General features: G+C 34.3%; 13 protein-coding genes and 6 tRNA genes. 5 read left to right on the top strand and 14 right to left on the bottom strand.

The features are described from left to right. Positions 1–40: 40 nt before the first annotated feature. Positions 41–766 (top strand): NAD-dependent protein deacylase, encoded by a 726-nt coding sequence (locus ACKI30_RS03775; protein WP_407410001.1) that lies wholly within the window; start codon positions 41–43, stop codon positions 764–766. Here ACKI30_RS03775 and sfsA read toward each other — a convergent pair. Together sfsA and ACKI30_RS03765 are read right to left on the bottom strand one after the other, a co-directional pair. After that, on the bottom strand, positions 716–1,432 hold the full coding sequence (sfsA, locus tag ACKI30_RS03770; RefSeq protein WP_407409999.1) for a DNA/RNA nuclease SfsA: 717 nt from the start codon (positions 1,430–1,432) through the stop codon (positions 716–718). The genes ACKI30_RS03775 and sfsA overlap by 51 nt on opposite strands. Then, complete coding sequence (locus ACKI30_RS03765) at positions 1,419–2,960, bottom strand: NAD(P)H-hydrate dehydratase (RefSeq protein ID WP_407409997.1); 1,542 nt, start codon at positions 2,958–2,960, stop codon at positions 1,419–1,421. The genes sfsA and ACKI30_RS03765 overlap by 14 nt, the downstream gene beginning before the upstream one ends. Positions 2,961–3,029: 69 nt before the next feature. On the opposite strand from ACKI30_RS03765, the gene ACKI30_RS03760 reads away from it, so the two are divergent. Beyond that, entirely contained in the window at positions 3,030–4,160 is a 1,131-nt protein-coding gene (locus ACKI30_RS03760; protein WP_407409995.1) for an NAD-binding protein, read from the top strand. Between the two features lie 6 nt (positions 4,161–4,166). Here ACKI30_RS03760 and ACKI30_RS03755 read toward each other — a convergent pair whose 3' ends face one another. The 4 genes from ACKI30_RS03755 to ACKI30_RS03740 form a co-directional block, all read right to left on the bottom strand. Beyond that, entirely contained in the window at positions 4,167–6,002 is a 1,836-nt protein-coding gene (locus ACKI30_RS03755) for a hypothetical protein (protein ID WP_407409993.1), read from the bottom strand. 70 nt (positions 6,003–6,072) lie between these two features. Next, the gene (locus ACKI30_RS03750; protein ID WP_407409991.1) at positions 6,073–7,914 is read right to left on the bottom strand and encodes a hypothetical protein; all 1,842 of its coding nucleotides are present in this window, start codon (positions 7,912–7,914) and stop codon (positions 6,073–6,075) included. Positions 7,915–8,231: 317 nt separating this feature from the next. Further along, on the bottom strand, positions 8,232–9,116 hold the full coding sequence (gene fhcD, locus ACKI30_RS03745) for a formylmethanofuran--tetrahydromethanopterin N-formyltransferase (RefSeq protein WP_407409989.1): 885 nt from the start codon (positions 9,114–9,116) through the stop codon (positions 8,232–8,234). Positions 9,117–9,297: 181 nt separating this feature from the next. Continuing rightward, positions 9,298–10,359: a UPF0104 family protein gene (locus tag ACKI30_RS03740; RefSeq protein ID WP_407409987.1), complete on the bottom strand. Its 1,062-nt coding sequence runs from the start codon at positions 10,357–10,359 to the stop codon at positions 9,298–9,300. 66 nt (positions 10,360–10,425) lie between these two features. Between ACKI30_RS03740 and ACKI30_RS03735 the strand changes: the two genes are divergently transcribed. Continuing rightward, entirely contained in the window at positions 10,426–11,859 is a 1,434-nt protein-coding gene (locus tag ACKI30_RS03735) for a TrkH family potassium uptake protein (RefSeq protein WP_407409986.1), read from the top strand. Positions 11,860–11,912: 53 nt separating this feature from the next. Beyond that, positions 11,913–12,563: a TrkA family potassium uptake protein gene (locus ACKI30_RS03730; RefSeq protein ID WP_292739130.1), complete on the top strand. Its 651-nt coding sequence runs from the start codon at positions 11,913–11,915 to the stop codon at positions 12,561–12,563. A gap of 2 nt (positions 12,564–12,565) precedes the next feature. Here the strand turns inward: ACKI30_RS03730 and ACKI30_RS03725 are convergent, their stop codons facing one another. From ACKI30_RS03725 to ACKI30_RS03690, 8 genes are all read right to left on the bottom strand, one after another. Continuing rightward, entirely contained in the window at positions 12,566–13,180 is a 615-nt protein-coding gene (locus ACKI30_RS03725) for an MBL fold metallo-hydrolase (RefSeq protein WP_407409983.1), read from the bottom strand. 59 nt (positions 13,181–13,239) lie between these two features. Continuing rightward, positions 13,240–13,387 (bottom strand) — tRNA-Trp (locus ACKI30_RS03720). A 52-nt stretch (positions 13,388–13,439) separates the two neighbouring features. Beyond that, entirely contained in the window at positions 13,440–13,850 is a 411-nt protein-coding gene (gene hjc / locus ACKI30_RS03715; RefSeq protein WP_407409981.1) for a Holliday junction resolvase Hjc, read from the bottom strand. 90 nt (positions 13,851–13,940) lie between these two features. After that, positions 13,941–14,016, bottom strand: a tRNA-His gene (locus ACKI30_RS03710). Positions 14,017–14,048: 32 nt separating this feature from the next. After that, positions 14,049–14,131, bottom strand: a tRNA-Leu gene (locus ACKI30_RS03705). 57 nt (positions 14,132–14,188) lie between these two features. After that, positions 14,189–14,263: transfer RNA gene (locus ACKI30_RS03700), tRNA-Glu, on the bottom strand. Between the two features lie 30 nt (positions 14,264–14,293). Beyond that, positions 14,294–14,367 (bottom strand) — tRNA-Ile (locus ACKI30_RS03695). Between the two features lie 5 nt (positions 14,368–14,372). Then, a tRNA-Asn gene (locus ACKI30_RS03690) sits at positions 14,373–14,445 on the bottom strand. Between the two features lie 322 nt (positions 14,446–14,767). On the opposite strand from ACKI30_RS03690, the gene ACKI30_RS03685 reads away from it, so the two are divergent. Further along, a complete protein-coding gene (locus tag ACKI30_RS03685; RefSeq protein WP_407409980.1) occupies positions 14,768–16,852 on the top strand; it encodes a hypothetical protein in 2,085 nt (694 codons plus the stop codon). The last annotated feature ends 1 nt before the right edge of the window (position 16,853 follow it).

Here is a 16,853-nt window from a genome sequence, read left to right as displayed (position 1 = left end):
TATATAAAAATTAATATTTGAAAAAAATATAATTAAAATCATGTCTAAAATAAGCCAATTGCAAGAAATTATTGATACTTCAGACAATATTGTATTTTTTGGAGGTGCGGGAGTATCAACGGAAAGTGGAATTCCGGATTTCAGATCCGAAAGCGGAATTTTTAAAAGTCTGGAAAAATACGGCGATACACCAGAAAATCTGATTTCACACAGTTACTATTTAGACCATACTGAAGAGTTTTTTGACTATTACAAAGACACCCTGGTCTTTAAGGATGCAGAACCAAATCCGGCACATACTGCACTGGCAAAACTTGAAAAAACAGGGAAATTAAAGGCAGTGATTACACAAAACATTGACGGACTTCATCAGAAAGCTGGAAGTAGGGAAGTGCTGGAACTTCACGGGAGCATTCACAGAAATTATTGTCAAATCTGCGGAAAGGAGTACGGATTGGAACATATTCTGGAAAGTGACGGCATTCCAAGATGTGAGTGCGGAGGAATCGTAAAGCCGGATGTCGTGTTATATGAAGAACCGTTAAACAATGCTGTTTTGAGTTTTGCAATCGATTACATTTCCAATGCTGAAACATTGATTATTGGAGGAACTTCACTTGTAGTTTATCCTGCAGCAGGCCTGATTAATTACTTTAACGGTGAAAATCTTGTTTTAATAAATAAAAGTGAAACACCTTACGACGATGTTGCAACCCTAGTCGTTAATGATGCCATCGGCGAGACTTTTTCCCAAATCAAAATCTAATGATTCCTGAACCAGTTCAATGCCTTCCAGCTGATTGTCACATCTGTAGACAAGTATTTCCACACCAGCATCATAGGCTTCATTCAAGGTCTGGCTAAAAACAGGATCATTTTCCCAGTTTGGCCTGAAAAAAGTTCCGGCAGGATGTTGTATCAGGAAAAATACGGCACATCTCCTGCCTTCTTTTTTAAGTTTAATCAGCTCTTTTAGGTGTTTTGCCCCACGTTCGGTAGGGGCATCGGGAAATCTTGCCTCACCATCGACGATTAATGTCACGCCCTTAACTTCAACAAAACAAGAATCGCCATTAGGTTTTTCCAAGTATATATCAATGCGTGAGTTGTCAACGGTTTTTTCTCTTTGATGATAAGAATAACCAGAAAGCTCTTTTATTTTACCACTTACGATTGCATCATATACAATACTGTTAGCTTGCTGAGAGTAAAGTGACACCAATACTCCCTTGTTCTCGACAAAGTGAAGGGAATATTTGGTCTTGCGATTCGGATTGTCTGAAGGCTTGAGCCAAACTACAGCATCATCAACCAGCAATTCCTTACATCGCCCAGTATTTGGAACATGAGCAATATCTAAAACGCCATCCACCTCAACCTCAGCTATGAATCTGTTAGGCCTGTTTTTAAATATTCCTTTAACATAATCCATCTTTAATCACGCTGCCAATGTGGGAAACTAAATCTGTTGCTGAAAAGCCATTTCCTTTCTCATCAAATGCCCTCTCACCTGCAATGCCATTGACAAATGCAGCCAAGCATGCACTATCAAAACTAGATAAACCCTGAGACAATAAACCTGCTGCAATTCCTGCCAAAGCATCACCTGTTCCGCCAACAGTCATTCCAGGGTTTCCTGATTTGTTTATTCTGAATTTGGTACCTGACAAGATTAAATCGTATTGCCCTTTAACAATCACTGAAGCTTTTATTTGGCGGGAAATTTGCTGAAACTCTGTGATGTTTTCATCAACTTTCTTAAAATCATATGAATCAATGTCCAGTTTCAAATCATCGGACACATTGAAAAATGATTTGAACTCAAAAATGTGAGGTGTCAGTATCATGTCGTCACGATTTTTCATTAAAGACAGTTCAACCTGTTTTAAACTGTCCGCATCCAAAACAATTGGTTTTTTGATTTTGGTAACCAATACATTGAACAGTTTAGATGTTTCATCGTCAATTCCGGCACCCGGACCCATCAGTACCGCATCGACCTTTTCAGACAATTCCAAAATTTCATCCAGATGACTTAAAGACAACTTATCTCCATCCAAAGATTTTACAATCAAATCTGGAGATGTTGATTTGATGGCCTGAGCGGCATTGAAAGGTGCTGCAACATAAACCAGATCACAGCCTGTACCTATAGCCGCCATTCCGGCAATTGCCGGAGCGCCGGAATAATCTCCGCTTCCACCAACAATCAGCAATCTTCCATTATTTCCTTTATGAGAGGATGAATCGCGATTTTTTAATCTTAAAAAGTCCCCATAATTGACAAAGTATTCAGCTTCAAATGGAATGCCTATGTCTGCAGTTACAAGTCCGCCAACAACTTCCTCTTCGGCATTTCGAACACCGGTTTTTATTTTGTGAAAGCTTATGGTGTAATCCGGAACTACTGCCAAATCGCTTACCTCACCATTTAGAGGATCCATTCCTGAAGGCACATCGACACTTATTTTAATTCCCTTTGAGTCATTTATAACTTCAATAGCCCTTCTAATATTTGTCTGAAGTTTTCCTTTAATTCCAGTGCCTAAAAGGCCATCGACAATAATGAATTCACTGTCAGCGGTTTTAGCAACTTCACAGCCGTTAATGTCATCCAATGTTTTTAAATTGTAAATGTTAAGCCTGGAGAGGCGAGGTTTCATATTCTTTAAAATTTCCAGGTTTATCCTTGATTGTTCTGAGCGGATATTGTCTTTAAGCATGTAGATGTCAACTTCATATCCTCTGTTTAAAAGATATCTTGCCGCAACAAATCCGTCACCGCCATTTCCGCCGGAACCTGTAAAAATCACGACCTTAACAGGTTTTGAAAAAGTGTATACTGCAATTTTGCCCACCTCTTCGGCAAGAGACTTACCAGCAGATTCCATCAAACATAATCTTGACAATCCTAAATATTCACAATTATAATCTGTTACCATCATATCAATTGGATCCAAAAAATCACCTTAAGTTAAAATATAACTATTCAATATAAATATAATTATCTTAACAAAAGGAAAAATCACATGAGAAAGATTACAATAAAACTTCTAAAAAGATTGCATGCCAAATATGTAACAACAGGAGTAATACTGATACTTATTCTGTTTGCATATGGAGTTATAGGCTCTTATTTAATAATGGATTTGAATTTGATTGATTCCATTTACTATGCCGTGATTACAATGGCAACTGTAGGATATGGAGATTATACTCCCCGCACAGGGATTCAAAAGATATTTGCAACAACACTTGCACTCGGAGGAGTTGCATTGCTTGCTTATGTATTTAACGTTATTCTAAGTAATTTTCAAGAAAAGATGGGAGAATATTCAAGAGGAGCTATGAAAATGAAAACTATTGAACATATGGATGATTATTATATTCTTTGCGGTTACGGCAGAGTTGGAAAAGTGGTTTTTGAAGAGCTGACCCGAAGAAATCAAAATGTAATATTGTTTGAAAAAAATGAGGAACTCCTTGAAGAGATTGAAGACACAAGTTCTGTCGTTACAATTGCCAAGGATGCTACCGAAGACGACACTATTGCAAAATTAGCAGGAGACAAATGCAGAAGCGTTATAATAAGTACTGGAGATGACGTTACTAATTTATTTATAGTTTTGACAATACGTGAAAGCAATCCAGATGCATGGATTGTTTCAAGGGCAAGCAGAGAAGAGAATTATTCAAGACTTAGAAAGGCAGGAGCGGACAAGATTGTTTCACCGGAGCTGATTGGAGGAAAAGACCTTTATATCGAATCAACAAAACCACATATCCTAAAAATAACCGTGAGACATTCAATTGACCAAATATACGATGAATTTAAGATAATAAGCAAATACGGATGCAACCTTGAAAACATACAGTATCACATACCTGGAATAGCAACACCGCTAACCCGCAGAATCAATACAATGAACATTGAAGACGGCAGGGACTTTACAAATTACCTTGAAGACAATCCTGATCAGAAAGCAGCTATTGAAAACTTATATTCCATGGTAAACAACACCCATTCACACATTATCAGTGGCCCTGACCGTGCAACATTTCAAAAACTGGTTGATGAATTAGGAGAAAATATTGAAATCGTCGGAATAAATTTAACCAAGAAAGAAATAGCTAATTTAACTAAAAAAAATTTAAAATGAGTACAATCATCTGATAACGATTGTACTTTTTGCAGAAATCAAATATTTATTATTTGCAGGGAATATTGAAACCTCATAGGTTCCAATTGATAAGTCTTTAGTGCTCAATTTTGCGATTCCTTTAGAATCTGTCTTAACAACCACATATTTTGTGAAATTTGATGTGCTAAGCTTAATTTTAATTTTTATACCACTAATCACCTTTTTAGTGGATTTGTCCTTAACTGTTAGTTTGAAGTATTTGGTTTGATTAAAGGCATTGGTTACTTTAGGAGCGCTTATAGCTGTAGGCTTTTTGATTAGCTTATCAATATTTCCAAACTTGTGAGTTCCCAGGAATTTGTAGTTAGGAGCACTTGGAAGTTTATTCTTGCTGACATACTTATTTTTATACTGAATATTGTCCTTCAGATAACCTGTTGACCTTCCAACGAATTTTCCGTTGTCATTTGCAGCGTATGTTTTAACAAGGGAAGTTGTTTTGAAATTTTTGTTGGTGGTTGATTTCCAATGGAAGACTGTTATATCACGCCTATTTACGCCAAATGAATCTGTAGCACCAACTTTTACTGCCGCCTTAACAGGATCTGAACCGAACTTGGCGTAAGTGCCATGACGATAACATGACTTGTAATTTGGAACGCTTATATACTCGCCAGGCTTAAGTTTGCCTGTCCAATAACCGTTTAACCAAACAACCGCATATCTTCCGTCAGGGGCCTTGATTGAAAAATGTCCTATGCCCAAACTTCTTTCATAGCTTCGAATCTTTTTCAAGTAAGAAGTCTTAATCTTGTTGGATTTCACCATCTTTTCTGCGAGACTCTGAATAGCCTTATTTATGCCTACATTATCCATACCGCCAGTTCCCATCATCCAGCCGTCTGATGTGGTTATTGAATGGAAGAAATAGCCATATCCCAATTTGTATTGCTTAATTGCAGTTCTTCCTGCAAATTTAACATTTTTAATGTATATTGTAAGGGCATTTGTGGCATCCCTTCTAAATCCTGCAACGCTTTCAGTTCCGCTAACCTGCAAATAAAATGAACAGCAACCCCATTCAGCAGTAGGCTTAATTTTCAAAGTAACTTCTGATTTGGAATTTTTATAAGTAATATATTTTTTATTTTTAGAATCGCTGATTTTAGCTGAAACCTTATAAGATCCGACTTTAAAATTCTTATTTAAGCTAGCGATTCCTTTGCTGTCTGTTGTTTTGTAATAATAAGAATACTTTTTTGTTTTTGGATTGTATACCTTGAATTTTACTTTAATGCCGGACACGGCATTTTTAGTGACAGTATTGTATACTTTAGCCTTTAAAAACAAATCTGAATCAACATAAGTGTTATAGTTGCTCATCTTAATAGCTAAAGGAGCTTTTTTAATTTTGATTGTGGAAGTTGCCTGTGACGGAGCATAATCATCATCTCCGTCGAAATAAATTTTAACCTGATATGTATTCGGCTTGAGATTGCCTATTGTAAATGTTACCTTGCCAAACTTGTCAGTCAATGCATCATAAAGATTATCTGCAACTTGCATCTTTAAAGTTTTATTTTGAATGGGATTATCATTACCATCAGTTAAATACGCAACCACTTCAGTTTTTTCCTTATAGTAAGAAACTACATTATTTGATGCAATTTTAGTGGATTGAGATCCATTTATAGAATCTGCTTCCTCAAAATCCGTAGAATCTACACTATCAATTGAAACCTGATTTTCAAAATCCAATTTATCAATATCATTAGTGGCATTTTCAGATGCTGAAACAGCCCCAATACCAATGAAAAACAAAAGTAACAAAGATATTAATAATAATCTATTTTTAAACATGCTTTTCCCTTGAATCGTTCAGTTAATATGTTTAAAAAAATAATTAAAAAAATAAAATGAGTGAGTATAATTACTCACTTATAGTTATCTTACTGCTTCCTGACACCTTATATTTGGCATTTGTTGGAGCTAAAGAAACACTATATGAACCAATTGATAGATTTTTAGTGTCGAACTTAGCCACACCATTGCTGTCAGTCTTGATGGTGTATGAGAAACTGTTAGTTCCGTTGGAAAGTTTAATCTTAATTTTCAAGTTTGTAACCGCTTTATTTGTGTTTTTATTTTTTACAGTCACCTTAAAGTAGCTAGTCTGATTAAACTTTTTTGATACACTCGGTGCAGAAATCTTTGTTGGCGTTTTAACAAGATTATCGATACATCCAAACTTATGCATACCCAAAGTTATCCTGTTAGGGCATTTTGGAAGTTTAGTGCTTGCGAAATGTTTACCTTTGAATTTAACATTATCCACACGCCAGCCTGAAGACACACCTACATATCTTCCATTGTCATTTGCCGCATAGGCCTTGATTAAGGAAGTGACTTTAAAGGATTTGCTTGTAGATTGTTTCCAATGAAGTACAACAATCTGTCTTCTGTTAACTCCATATTTATCAGTAGCGCCCACTTTTATCGCAGCTTTAGACGGATCGGTACCGTATTTTTTATAGGTACTGTGTCTGTAATACTCCTTGAAGTTAGGAGAGCAACTGAATTCTCCAGGTTTTAATTTACCAGTGATAATTTTATTTTTCCATACAACTGCATATCTTCCATCAGGCGCCTTGATTGAAAAATGACCGAAGTTAATACTTCTTTTATACCTGTAAATTTTATTCAAGGAAGCCTTTTTAATTTTATTGGATTTGACCATGTCAACTGCAAGTTTTTCCATGGACTTAATGAAATCATGTGAATCAAGTCCGCCATTACCAACTATCCAACCGTTAGCGAATACAATTAAATGAACAAATCCATTAGCATTTGTGTGTTTCATAACAGGTATGCCGCCCAATTTATACTCTTTAACTGTGATAGTGGTCATTGCAGTGTTGTCTCTTCTAAAACCAGCAACTGACTCAGTGTTACTTACCTGCAGGAAAAAGGAACAGCAATCCTCTCCAGGAGCAGATTTCACTTTCATGGTCACTTTGCTTTTAGAATCCTTGTAGGAAATGTAAGCTTTATTTTTAGGACTCCTAATATATGTAGAAATCTTGTAAGTTCCAACTTTAAAGTTCTTATTCAGGGTAGCTACACCTTTGCTGTCAGTAGTCGCATAGTAATAGCCATATTTTTTAGTTTTAGTTGAATAAATTTTAAATAAAACTCTAATTCCGGCTACGCCATTGCCAGTGTTTTTATTATAGACAGTTGCCTTAAAGTATGAACCTGATTTAAAATTAGTTTTAAAATTGCTCATTTTTATAGCCAATGGAGCTTTTTTAACTTTTACATAAGAATTAGATTCACTGGAAGTGAAATTTTCATCGCCATCAAACTTTATGGTCAGCTTATATGTACTTGGCTTCAGATTATTATAAACAAGTTTGAGCTTACCATTGTCGTCAGTGGTGAAATTATTAATTTTACCATTGAAATTCACATAAACATTTTTATTGTTCAAGGAAACATTATTTGAATCTTTTAGCTGGACTTCAAGATTAATTTTTTCTTTATAGTATGAAGTCACATTGTCAACTTCAATTATTGTATCGATCTTTGAAGTTTCCTGTTCTAATGAATCCCCATAGTCATCATCAATTTCATCTACAGTCCCTTGAGATGAAACATCATCCAATACAACGTCGGAAGTCACGTTTTCTGAAGCTGAAACGAAGCTAAGACCCAACGTTATTGTTACCAATATAAGCAAGAATAAGGAAATTCTTTTATACGATTTTTTCATTAAATCAACCCCTAAACCCCCATGATTTAAGCAAAGTCAAATTAAATTTATAATCATTAATTTTTATAACACTTTAACAGAAATCAAATATACGAATAGTAGCAGGATATAAAAATACTTTGTGGGCACCGACTAATAAATCTTTACAAATGAATTTTCAAATCTTCACCAATAATTTTAATTTATTAATTTTTGTTTATTGATTTAAAATAGCGTTGAATTATTAAAATTATTATAAATGAAAATATATGATTTTAAAAAAAGTGAAAGCACAAAATAGCAGTAAAATAAAAAAAAGTAAAGAGAATGTAAATTCTCTAGAATAAATCTTGTAAGTGGATTTGGTAAGGTCCTAAGTTTCCACCGTAGTTACCAGCACCGATTTCGATAACACCAGGTACTTGGCAAGCAGCTTCAATACCCGCTTTCATAGCAGCTTTAACTGATTCTTCGTCTACACCGTCAATAACGATTTCCATGTTTCCGAAGACATTTTCTGGTAATTCAGTTTCTACTTGGTCTTTTAAGGTAACACATTCTTTTTCGTTGGTGGATGCGCTCATGAAAGAGTATTTGGAACCAGTTTTGGAACCGGAAGCAACCATACCGCCTGAGAAAGGAGTGATTACACCAGGAACTGCGTGAATAGCATCAACAGCAGCTTCAGCAGCAACGATGGAAGCCATTTGACTGTCAGCCATGATGAAGAAGTTTCCACCAGCTACACCATCTTTCCATCCCATTTCATCTTCTACTAAGAATTCACCAGACATAATTGGGATTACGTGCATTTTTTTACCGTTTACATCTTTTTCAGTTTCAAATCCGTCACCGAAGAATTTGAGTTGTTTTCCGGTTGGGAATGCTTCTTCGCTTTCTAAAGCATTGAATGCTGCTGCAGTAGGAGCGGTTAAAACACATTGACCGATTCTGTCCATAATTTGTCCGCCTAAAGATTTTTTAGACATGTGGCAGATCATGATTGCGTAACCAGGTCTTCCATCTGGAGATTCAGTTGGAGGAACATATTGGTCAATACCTGCTTCTGCAGGACATCCGATAACTGAAGTAGCAAATCCGGTAGCTTCAGTAGCTGCAATTTTAGCTAAATGTTTAGTAGCTGCAGTAATAATAATTCTAGATACTTTAATTCCGAAACCTTCAGCAAAGGTATCTTGTATTTCTACGCCATTAATTTCCATTTTTTCACCATTTAGTTCGTTAAAAATTAGATTAAAAAATAATTTAAAATTATAAATCAAACTAATTTTCTATAACATTTAAAAGTATATTTCATTATTAAAATAAAGTTTTCTATTTAAGACCAGCAAAGGATTTGATGAAAAATAATTTAAAAAAAGAATGAATGAAAATAATTGAGGATTAGTCTTCAACATCTTCATTGATTGATTCTTCAATCTCTTCGCTTGATGAGCCGAATGAAATTTTATCCAAAACAGAAGAACCATAATATGGTAAAATTACCATTCCTAAAATAGTAGTCATCCAAAATGAAATTAATCTTTCAATTACTGTTGCCGCTGCACTTATGGAAGCGGTAATTCCAGCAGCTGAATAGAAAATAATCATTATTCCATCCACTGCACCGAGACCTCCCGGAAGCAAAGGAATCATACCTGCAAGGCAAGCCAAAATAAACACCTCACCGATTACAACCGGACTTACAACAGCACCAAATGCTAGAAAGACGAAATAAACCCTGATAATTTCAAAAATCCATATGATAAAAGATAAAGGCAATGCATAATATAAGACCTTTTTGTTTGAAATAACCATTTTCATTGTATCCTGAAAACCATTGATTGCTCCGTGAATCTTTTCTTCCAATTCCTCGGAATTTTTCTTGTAAAACCTTCTGACAAGACCAATAATCCATCCGTCCACTCTTTTTCCAAAATTAGGATTGACTGACATGTAGATTAATAAAACTAGAATTGCTACGATTGCAACTACGGCAAGAACCATTAGAATAATCAACCATAAATCAAAATTGAAGTACAAAGTCATTCCAATAATGGTTAAAATTGCCAGTACAACAAACGGAAATGTATCGAGTGCACGGTCAGCCACGACAGTTGCAAAAGTCTCTTCCATAGGATAGTTTTCTTCACGAGATAAAATATACGCTCTTACAGGCTCTCCACCACCACGTCCGGAAGGAGTGATGTTATTCACTGCCAAACCTACCAAAATCATAGGAATCAGTTTTTTTATACCCACATCAATGTCAACGAGATTATTGAGTATTTTCCAACGTAATGAGTATAAAAAGTATGTGAATACCTGCATAGCAATAGCTAACGCGATAAATTCCAATTTAGCTATTTTTAATGCTGCTATAACTTGGTCTATCCCGACAAACCAAAGCATCACAACAAGAATAAGAACACTTATCCCTAAGAAAAATATTGACTTTTTATCCATATTTATACTATTTTAATCATCAATACTTATAAATTTATATAGATATTTATTCAAATTATTAGAATAATGAGATATATAACAAAATCAGATTTGATAATCGTTGCATTAAATTCTGGAAATTTAATGATAGGAATAGGGGTAATGTGTTTAATACCTCTAATTTTTGATTTGATATATTTTGAATTTGATGTGATAAGTTTTGTCATTCCCGCAGCGATTTCAATATTGTTAGGACTATTTTTTAGAGTATATCTCAAAGACTATGAACGTAAATCTATCAAGCTTAAGCATGGAATGATGCTGTCCTCGTTTGCATGGTTATGGGCAAGTATAATCGGAGGAATCGTGTTCATGCTTGCAACAAACATGCCTATAATTGATGCTATTTTTGAAAGTATGTCTGCCCTAACAGGTACTGGAATAACCATGTTTGCTGATGTTGAAATATTGCCTCACAGCATACTATTTTTTAGAGCTTTAGAACAATGGATTGGAGGATTGGGAGTTGTTGTTATGGTAATAAGTGTCTTAACAAAACCCGGTTCAGTATCCTCAAAATTATATCAATCCGAAGCGCGTGAAGAAAGAATTAAACCAAGTGTGAAAAATACTCTTGAAAAAACCCTGCAAATCTATGCCATTTATACCATAGCAGGAATTATTCTATATCTCCTTGCAGGAATGCCTGTATTTGATGCAATTTGTAATACCTTCAGTATTGTATCAACCGGAGGAATGAGTATCAAGAATGCCAACATTGGTTTTTATCAAGACGACATTATCTACTTCATTTCAATCATTTTAATGATTCTGGGAGCTACAAGCTTTTTGGTTCACTATAAAGTTATTAAAACCAGAGGAAAGTCATTGCTTGGAGATTTGCAATTCAAAATCATAATCACAGTCATTGCTCTTGTAACATTGATGTTATACTTTGTTTCAAACATCGTTCCTATCGAGCTATTGTTTACAGTTGTATCCGCCATTACAACAACAGGAGCCAGTGTTGCCTCACCTCACGTAATGGGAATGTGGCCGCCGTTTGTAATAATCTGTCTAATGTGTCTAATGTTGACTGGGGGTTCAAACGGATCTACAGTAGGTGCAATAAAACTTGTAAGGATGATTACATTTTTCAAAGGAATTTACAGACACGTTCGTGAAATTCTATCACCCGAAGGCAGAGTGGTTCCTGTAAAATTACAGGGCAGAAAAATACCTGAAAAGGCAATATCCCAATCAGGAAACTACATAACACTTTACATGATGTTCATAATGTTTACCTGGGCATTGTTCTGTTTATTCGGTTATGACCCGTTCAGAAGCCTGTTTGCCGCAATGTCCCTTCAGGGTAATAACGGTTTGGAACTCGGAATCATAAACCACACACTGCACCCAATACTCAAAGTGGTAAGTATGTTTGACATGTGGACCGGAAGATTGGAAATATATCCGGTTTTGATTACATTGAGGGCATTTTTTGAAATATTTAAAAGATAGATTTATAATACCCTGAGTATAAATAATGATTATCAATCTGTGAAGGTGATTTAATGTATGTGATTATTATGGGAGGAGGTCGTGTCGGACTTGCTCTAGCGAATTTGTTAATTGATGACGGACATGATATTACATTGATTGAAAATGACGAATCATTGAGTGCCGATGTTGCAGCAGACCTTGATGCACTCGTAATTCATGGAAGCGGAACAAGCTCAAAAGTTCTTGAAGAGACAAACATCGAAGATGCAGATTACTTTATCGCAACAACAGGAAATGACGAAGCAAACCTGCTTTCCTGTATTCTAGTTAGGAAATATAATGTTCCTACAATCATTGCACGTGTAAGTAACCCTGACCACGAAGAAGCGTTTAAAGAAGTTGGAATTGACAGAGTAATAAGCCCAGAAATAACAGCGGCAGAACAACTGCAGCAATTTGTAACAATGCCAAATGTAGCAAAACTGACTACACTCGGTGAAGGTGATGCTGAAATTCTTGAAATGACAATAACAAATGACAAAGTGGTTGGAAAACGTTTCAAAGACATTTCCCCAACAAAAGATTACATCATTATTGCCACTTATCAAAACGGAAAATTAGTTATTCCACAACCAGACAATACTGTCAGCCGTGGAGAAAAGATTTCCATCCTTGTTAAAAGAGGAACTTTCAAGAAAGTATCTAAAAAATTGGAAAAATAATACTATAAAAAGGAATAAGACATTTTAATATGGTCTTTTCCATTATTTTCCACTATTGGACCATGACCAGGATAAATATTTTTAACGTCAAGTTCCAATAGCTTTTCAACACTGTTTTTCATATCTTGGTAATCCCCGCCGATGTCCATTCTACCAACACCGCCACCAGCAAATATTGTATCACCGCTAATTAGGTTTTCACCATCCCAAAGGCATATTCCGCCACTGGTATGGCCAGGAGTGTGAATTACTTTGAATCCTGCTATTTCATCACCGTCTTCAAGTTCAATGTCCACACGGGAGTTGGCTCCATCATTGATTAAAAATGCGGATCCGCCAGTGCCTAAAGTATCCTTGTTTCTCATTGAAACGGCATCCATCTTATGAACTGCAATCTTGGCATTCGGAAATGCATAATTGCCGCCAATATGGTCATAATGACAATGAGTATTTATAATCAATTCAATATCTTCAGGTTCAACACCATTTTCACGAAGTTGGGAGAATAAATAATCAGTAAACTGGCCTGTTCCGGTGTCAACAAGTGTTTTTTTACCAATCAAATAATAATTAGAATCATTAAAGTAACCTAAAATTGGAATAATTTCTGAACTCATGAAAGATAATATAATTAAGAAAGTTATTAAAAGTTTTGAAAAAAAGTTGTATATAAAAATGGGGTCATAGGGATTTGAACCCCAATCCGGGGATTTCTCTTGTCTCAGTACTCCAATTGATCATCACAACGGATACTGTTCAGTTACGCGTATATTTCTTCAAAGACAACTGGAGTCCCCGATGCTGCCAGGTTACACCATAACCCCACATATAACATACAATAATAAATATATTTTAATAATATATAAAGATTACCATTCATTCAAATTTCATCTGCTTGTCAATACCTGCTATTTCATCAATTTCCAATCCTTTTTCAAGGACATAATCCTTTTCAACTTTATAATTTCCGTTTTTAGTACGAGGAGTTCTTTCAGGTTCTATAAACAACCATTTTGTATATTTAAATCTGACACCTATATAAGCAGTTGCGCCAAATATTTTTGAAAATTCACATAACTCTTCAATTTGTGCAGAATCAATGTAAACCTTATCTTTTGTAGTTGTCTTAACCTCAATTGCTAAATATAATTTGCCATTTCCTGCGAGAACATCTGGTAAAGGTCTTTTAGTAGCTCCACCAGATGCTGGAGCCCTCATAGCCGCAAAATTCCTTTCCCATAATTTATGTACCAAATCCCTTTCTTCAGCAGAACCTTTTTTTGCCATAATAACACTCAATATATAATTTTAAAAAAACTAGTATATAAAAAACAAGTGAGAGCATTTGAAAAGTAATATTAAAAAAAGTTTTATAAATGGGGCCGGGGCCGAGATTTGAACCCGAGTCCCAGGATCCACAGTCCTGGAGGATGACCACCTACCCTACCCCGGCAGTAAAATATATGAATATAAAAATTGTTAAAATGCGGGAGCAGGGATTCGAACCCTGGAAGACCTGCGTCAACAGGTCCTAAGCCTGTCCCCTTTGGCCTCTCGGGCACCCCCGCTTATATAAAAAGTAAGGATACGTAGAAACCATAAAAAATCTTAACAAATTTTTAAAATGCTCCGGCCGGGATTCGAACCCGAGTCTTCGGCTCGAAAGGCCGAAATGATTGGCCGGACTACACCACCGGAGCATACAAATACAAATAAAGTTTTAGTTAACATGGGCCCAATGGGCTTCGAACCCATGACCTTCCGGTTATGGGCCGGACGCTCTACCTGGCTAAGCTATGGGCCCAAAAGCGCCGTCGACAGGGCTCGAACCTGTGACCAATCGGTTAACAGCCGAACGCTCTACCTACTGAGCTACGACGGCATGAGACACCCATCTGCCTAAACCAAATAAAACCCATGTTTAAAAATCAAAAGACTTTAAACAGTAATAATAAATATTATTTACATAGTATATAAAGCTTTTGGTTTTTTGCGACTTTATCGAAAAAATAAAGTAATTGCCTATAATTTAAATTATACGAACTAATATATAAACTTTAATGAAGTAACTCCAAAAAAACAATGTGAAGAAAATAATTTATAACAGTTTATACATAATATGTTTATAAAAAAAGACAACATACATGCAACCCTCACCTAATAATCGAATATTTAAAATATTAAAATTTATTAGGTGAAAAACAATGAAATTAACCATCAGCAAGCTTATAGAAGAAGCAAGAGCATTTTGTAAAAATGAGAGTGCCATTAACCATGAACAGTTAGTAGGAATAACAGATGGAAAAGCAGTCGGAACATACATTGAACATAGATTCAAAGAATACCTAAAAAATAAATATGAGGTTACAATAGGTTCCAGTGCAAAAGGAGTTGATCTTCCCGACGATAACATCAATACAGATATAAAAGTAACCTCTGCAACAAAACCTCAAAGTTCATCACCATTTAAAAATTTTGAACAACAAATTTATGGTCTAGGTTACAACTTACTAATTTTTGTTTATAAAAAAAATGACATTAATGAGAAATGTTATCTCGGTTTTAAACATTGCATATTTCTTGAATCTGAAAAAAGTGGGGATTATGGTCTAACGAAAGTATTACGCAAAATGATTGAACTTGGTGCAAATGAAACAGACATAATTGAAATACTAAAAGATAAAAATTTTCCCAATGACTATCAAAGTTTAAAAACTCTGGCTAAAAAAATCATATCCAACCCTCCCAAACAAGGTTACCTAACAATTTCCAATGCATTTCAATGGAGATTGCAATATAACCAAATTATTAAATTAAAAGATGAAATTGATGGAGTGTATACAAATACCAACTACAATGAAAAAGAATTAGAAGATTATCAAACCCCATTATCCATTACAGAGGAAATATGTGCTTATTTAAAAAATAATTTGAAAATTAACCCTACTGTAATTATTGAACCTACTTGCGGAATTGGAAATTTTTTAAGAAGTGCATCAAAAGTTTTTGAGAGTAAAGAATTATATGGCATTGAAATAGATGCAGAAAAGATAAATGCCGTAGACCGCTCAATTCCAAATCTGAACTTAATAAATGAAGACATATTCAAATTTAAATTTGATATGATAAATGAAAATGAGTCTTATTTAATCATTGGAAATCCACCTCGAAAAAACAATACAAACTTTATTAACAATTTACATGGAAAAACTAACTGTTTTAACATGTCTGAACAGATTATATTAAAAATTATAGAAATATTTAAAAATACAAAAACAACTATTGCATTTTTATGTAAGACAACAGTTGCTAGAAATATTTTCAAAAGATTAATAAAAAACAAGATTCCTTATAATTTTATTAAGCAGCTGACATTTAATTTTTCTAAAATTTCAAAAATGAATAAAAATAGTTGTTTATTAATAATACAATTAGGTGAAAAGCAATTACCAAATAACATATGCGAAGTTTCAGAGTTTTCTAATCCGGATAAGATATTGCATAAAATTTGTTTTGAATACGATTCTAACTCAAATAATGATAAACTCATAGACATTGACGGAAAATGTGAAATAGATTGGAAACTAGGCGTTAAACATGATTGCGCTAAAATAATGGAATTAACATGTAAAAATAATCAATTAATGAATAATCTTGATGAAAAAGTCAATATAGAAACTATACTATTATATCCTTTATTAAAAGGCGGCGATCTTAAAAAACCACTAATTAATGAAACCTCAAAATATATTATAATAACTCAGAAAAAAATAAAACAGGACACGACCTATATTAAAACTAAAGCACCAAAAACTTGGGAATACTTAAATAATAATAAAACTTATTTTGATAACCGAAAAAGTAAAATGTACAAAAGAACACCTGCTTTTAGTATTTCAGACATAGGAGATTATGCATTTAAAAAATACAAAGTAGGAATTTCGGGTTTCAATAAAGAACCTAATTTTACATTAGTTTATAATGAAAAACCAGTAATGTTAGACAATAGCTGCTATTATTTATCTTTCGATGATTTTGATGAAGCATACATTACTTTATTAATTTTAAATAGTCAATTAGTTAAGAAATTTCTAAAAAATATTGCATTTCTGGATTCAAAAAGACCTTTTTCAAAAGCAATTTTAAAACGGATAAATATTGGAAAATGCTTAAAAATTTTATCATTTGCGGATTTAAAAAAAATAGAAAAAGAGTTGAACTTAAATGATTATATTATGCCAAAAAAATTTTTGAAATATAAAAATAAATACTGCAAAACCAATGATTAAT

This window comes from Methanobrevibacter sp., assembly GCF_045539575.1.
In the GTDB taxonomy this organism is placed as follows: Archaea; Methanobacteriota; Methanobacteria; order Methanobacteriales; family Methanobacteriaceae; genus Methanocatella.
This window is presented reverse-complemented; position numbering and strand designations above follow the sequence as displayed.

Bases quoted from the DNA above. Each gene is read 5' to 3' on its own strand.
- hjc (WP_407409981.1), bottom strand. From the start codon at position 13,850: ATGGCAAAAAAAGGTTCTGCTGAAGAAAGGGATTTGGTACATAAATTA.
- ACKI30_RS03725 (WP_407409983.1), bottom strand. From the start codon at position 13,180: ATGAGTTCAGAAATTATTCCAATTTTAGGTTACTTTAATGATTCTAAT.
- fhcD (WP_407409989.1), bottom strand. From the start codon at position 9,116: ATGGAAATTAATGGCGTAGAAATACAAGATACCTTTGCTGAAGGTTTC.
- ACKI30_RS03740 (WP_407409987.1), bottom strand. From the start codon at position 10,359: ATGGATAAAAAGTCAATATTTTTCTTAGGGATAAGTGTTCTTATTCTT.
- ACKI30_RS03750 (WP_407409991.1), bottom strand. From the start codon at position 7,914: ATGAAAAAATCGTATAAAAGAATTTCCTTATTCTTGCTTATATTGGTA.
- ACKI30_RS03760 (WP_407409995.1), top strand. From the start codon at position 3,030: ATGAGAAAGATTACAATAAAACTTCTAAAAAGATTGCATGCCAAATAT.
- ACKI30_RS03730 (WP_292739130.1), top strand. From the start codon at position 11,913: ATGTATGTGATTATTATGGGAGGAGGTCGTGTCGGACTTGCTCTAGCG.
- ACKI30_RS03775 (WP_407410001.1), top strand. From the start codon at position 41: ATGTCTAAAATAAGCCAATTGCAAGAAATTATTGATACTTCAGACAAT.
- ACKI30_RS03755 (WP_407409993.1), bottom strand. From the start codon at position 6,002: ATGTTTAAAAATAGATTATTATTAATATCTTTGTTACTTTTGTTTTTC.
- ACKI30_RS03735 (WP_407409986.1), top strand. From the start codon at position 10,426: ATGAGATATATAACAAAATCAGATTTGATAATCGTTGCATTAAATTCT.
- ACKI30_RS03685 (WP_407409980.1), top strand. From the start codon at position 14,768: ATGAAATTAACCATCAGCAAGCTTATAGAAGAAGCAAGAGCATTTTGT.
- sfsA (WP_407409999.1), bottom strand. From the start codon at position 1,432: ATGGATTATGTTAAAGGAATATTTAAAAACAGGCCTAACAGATTCATA.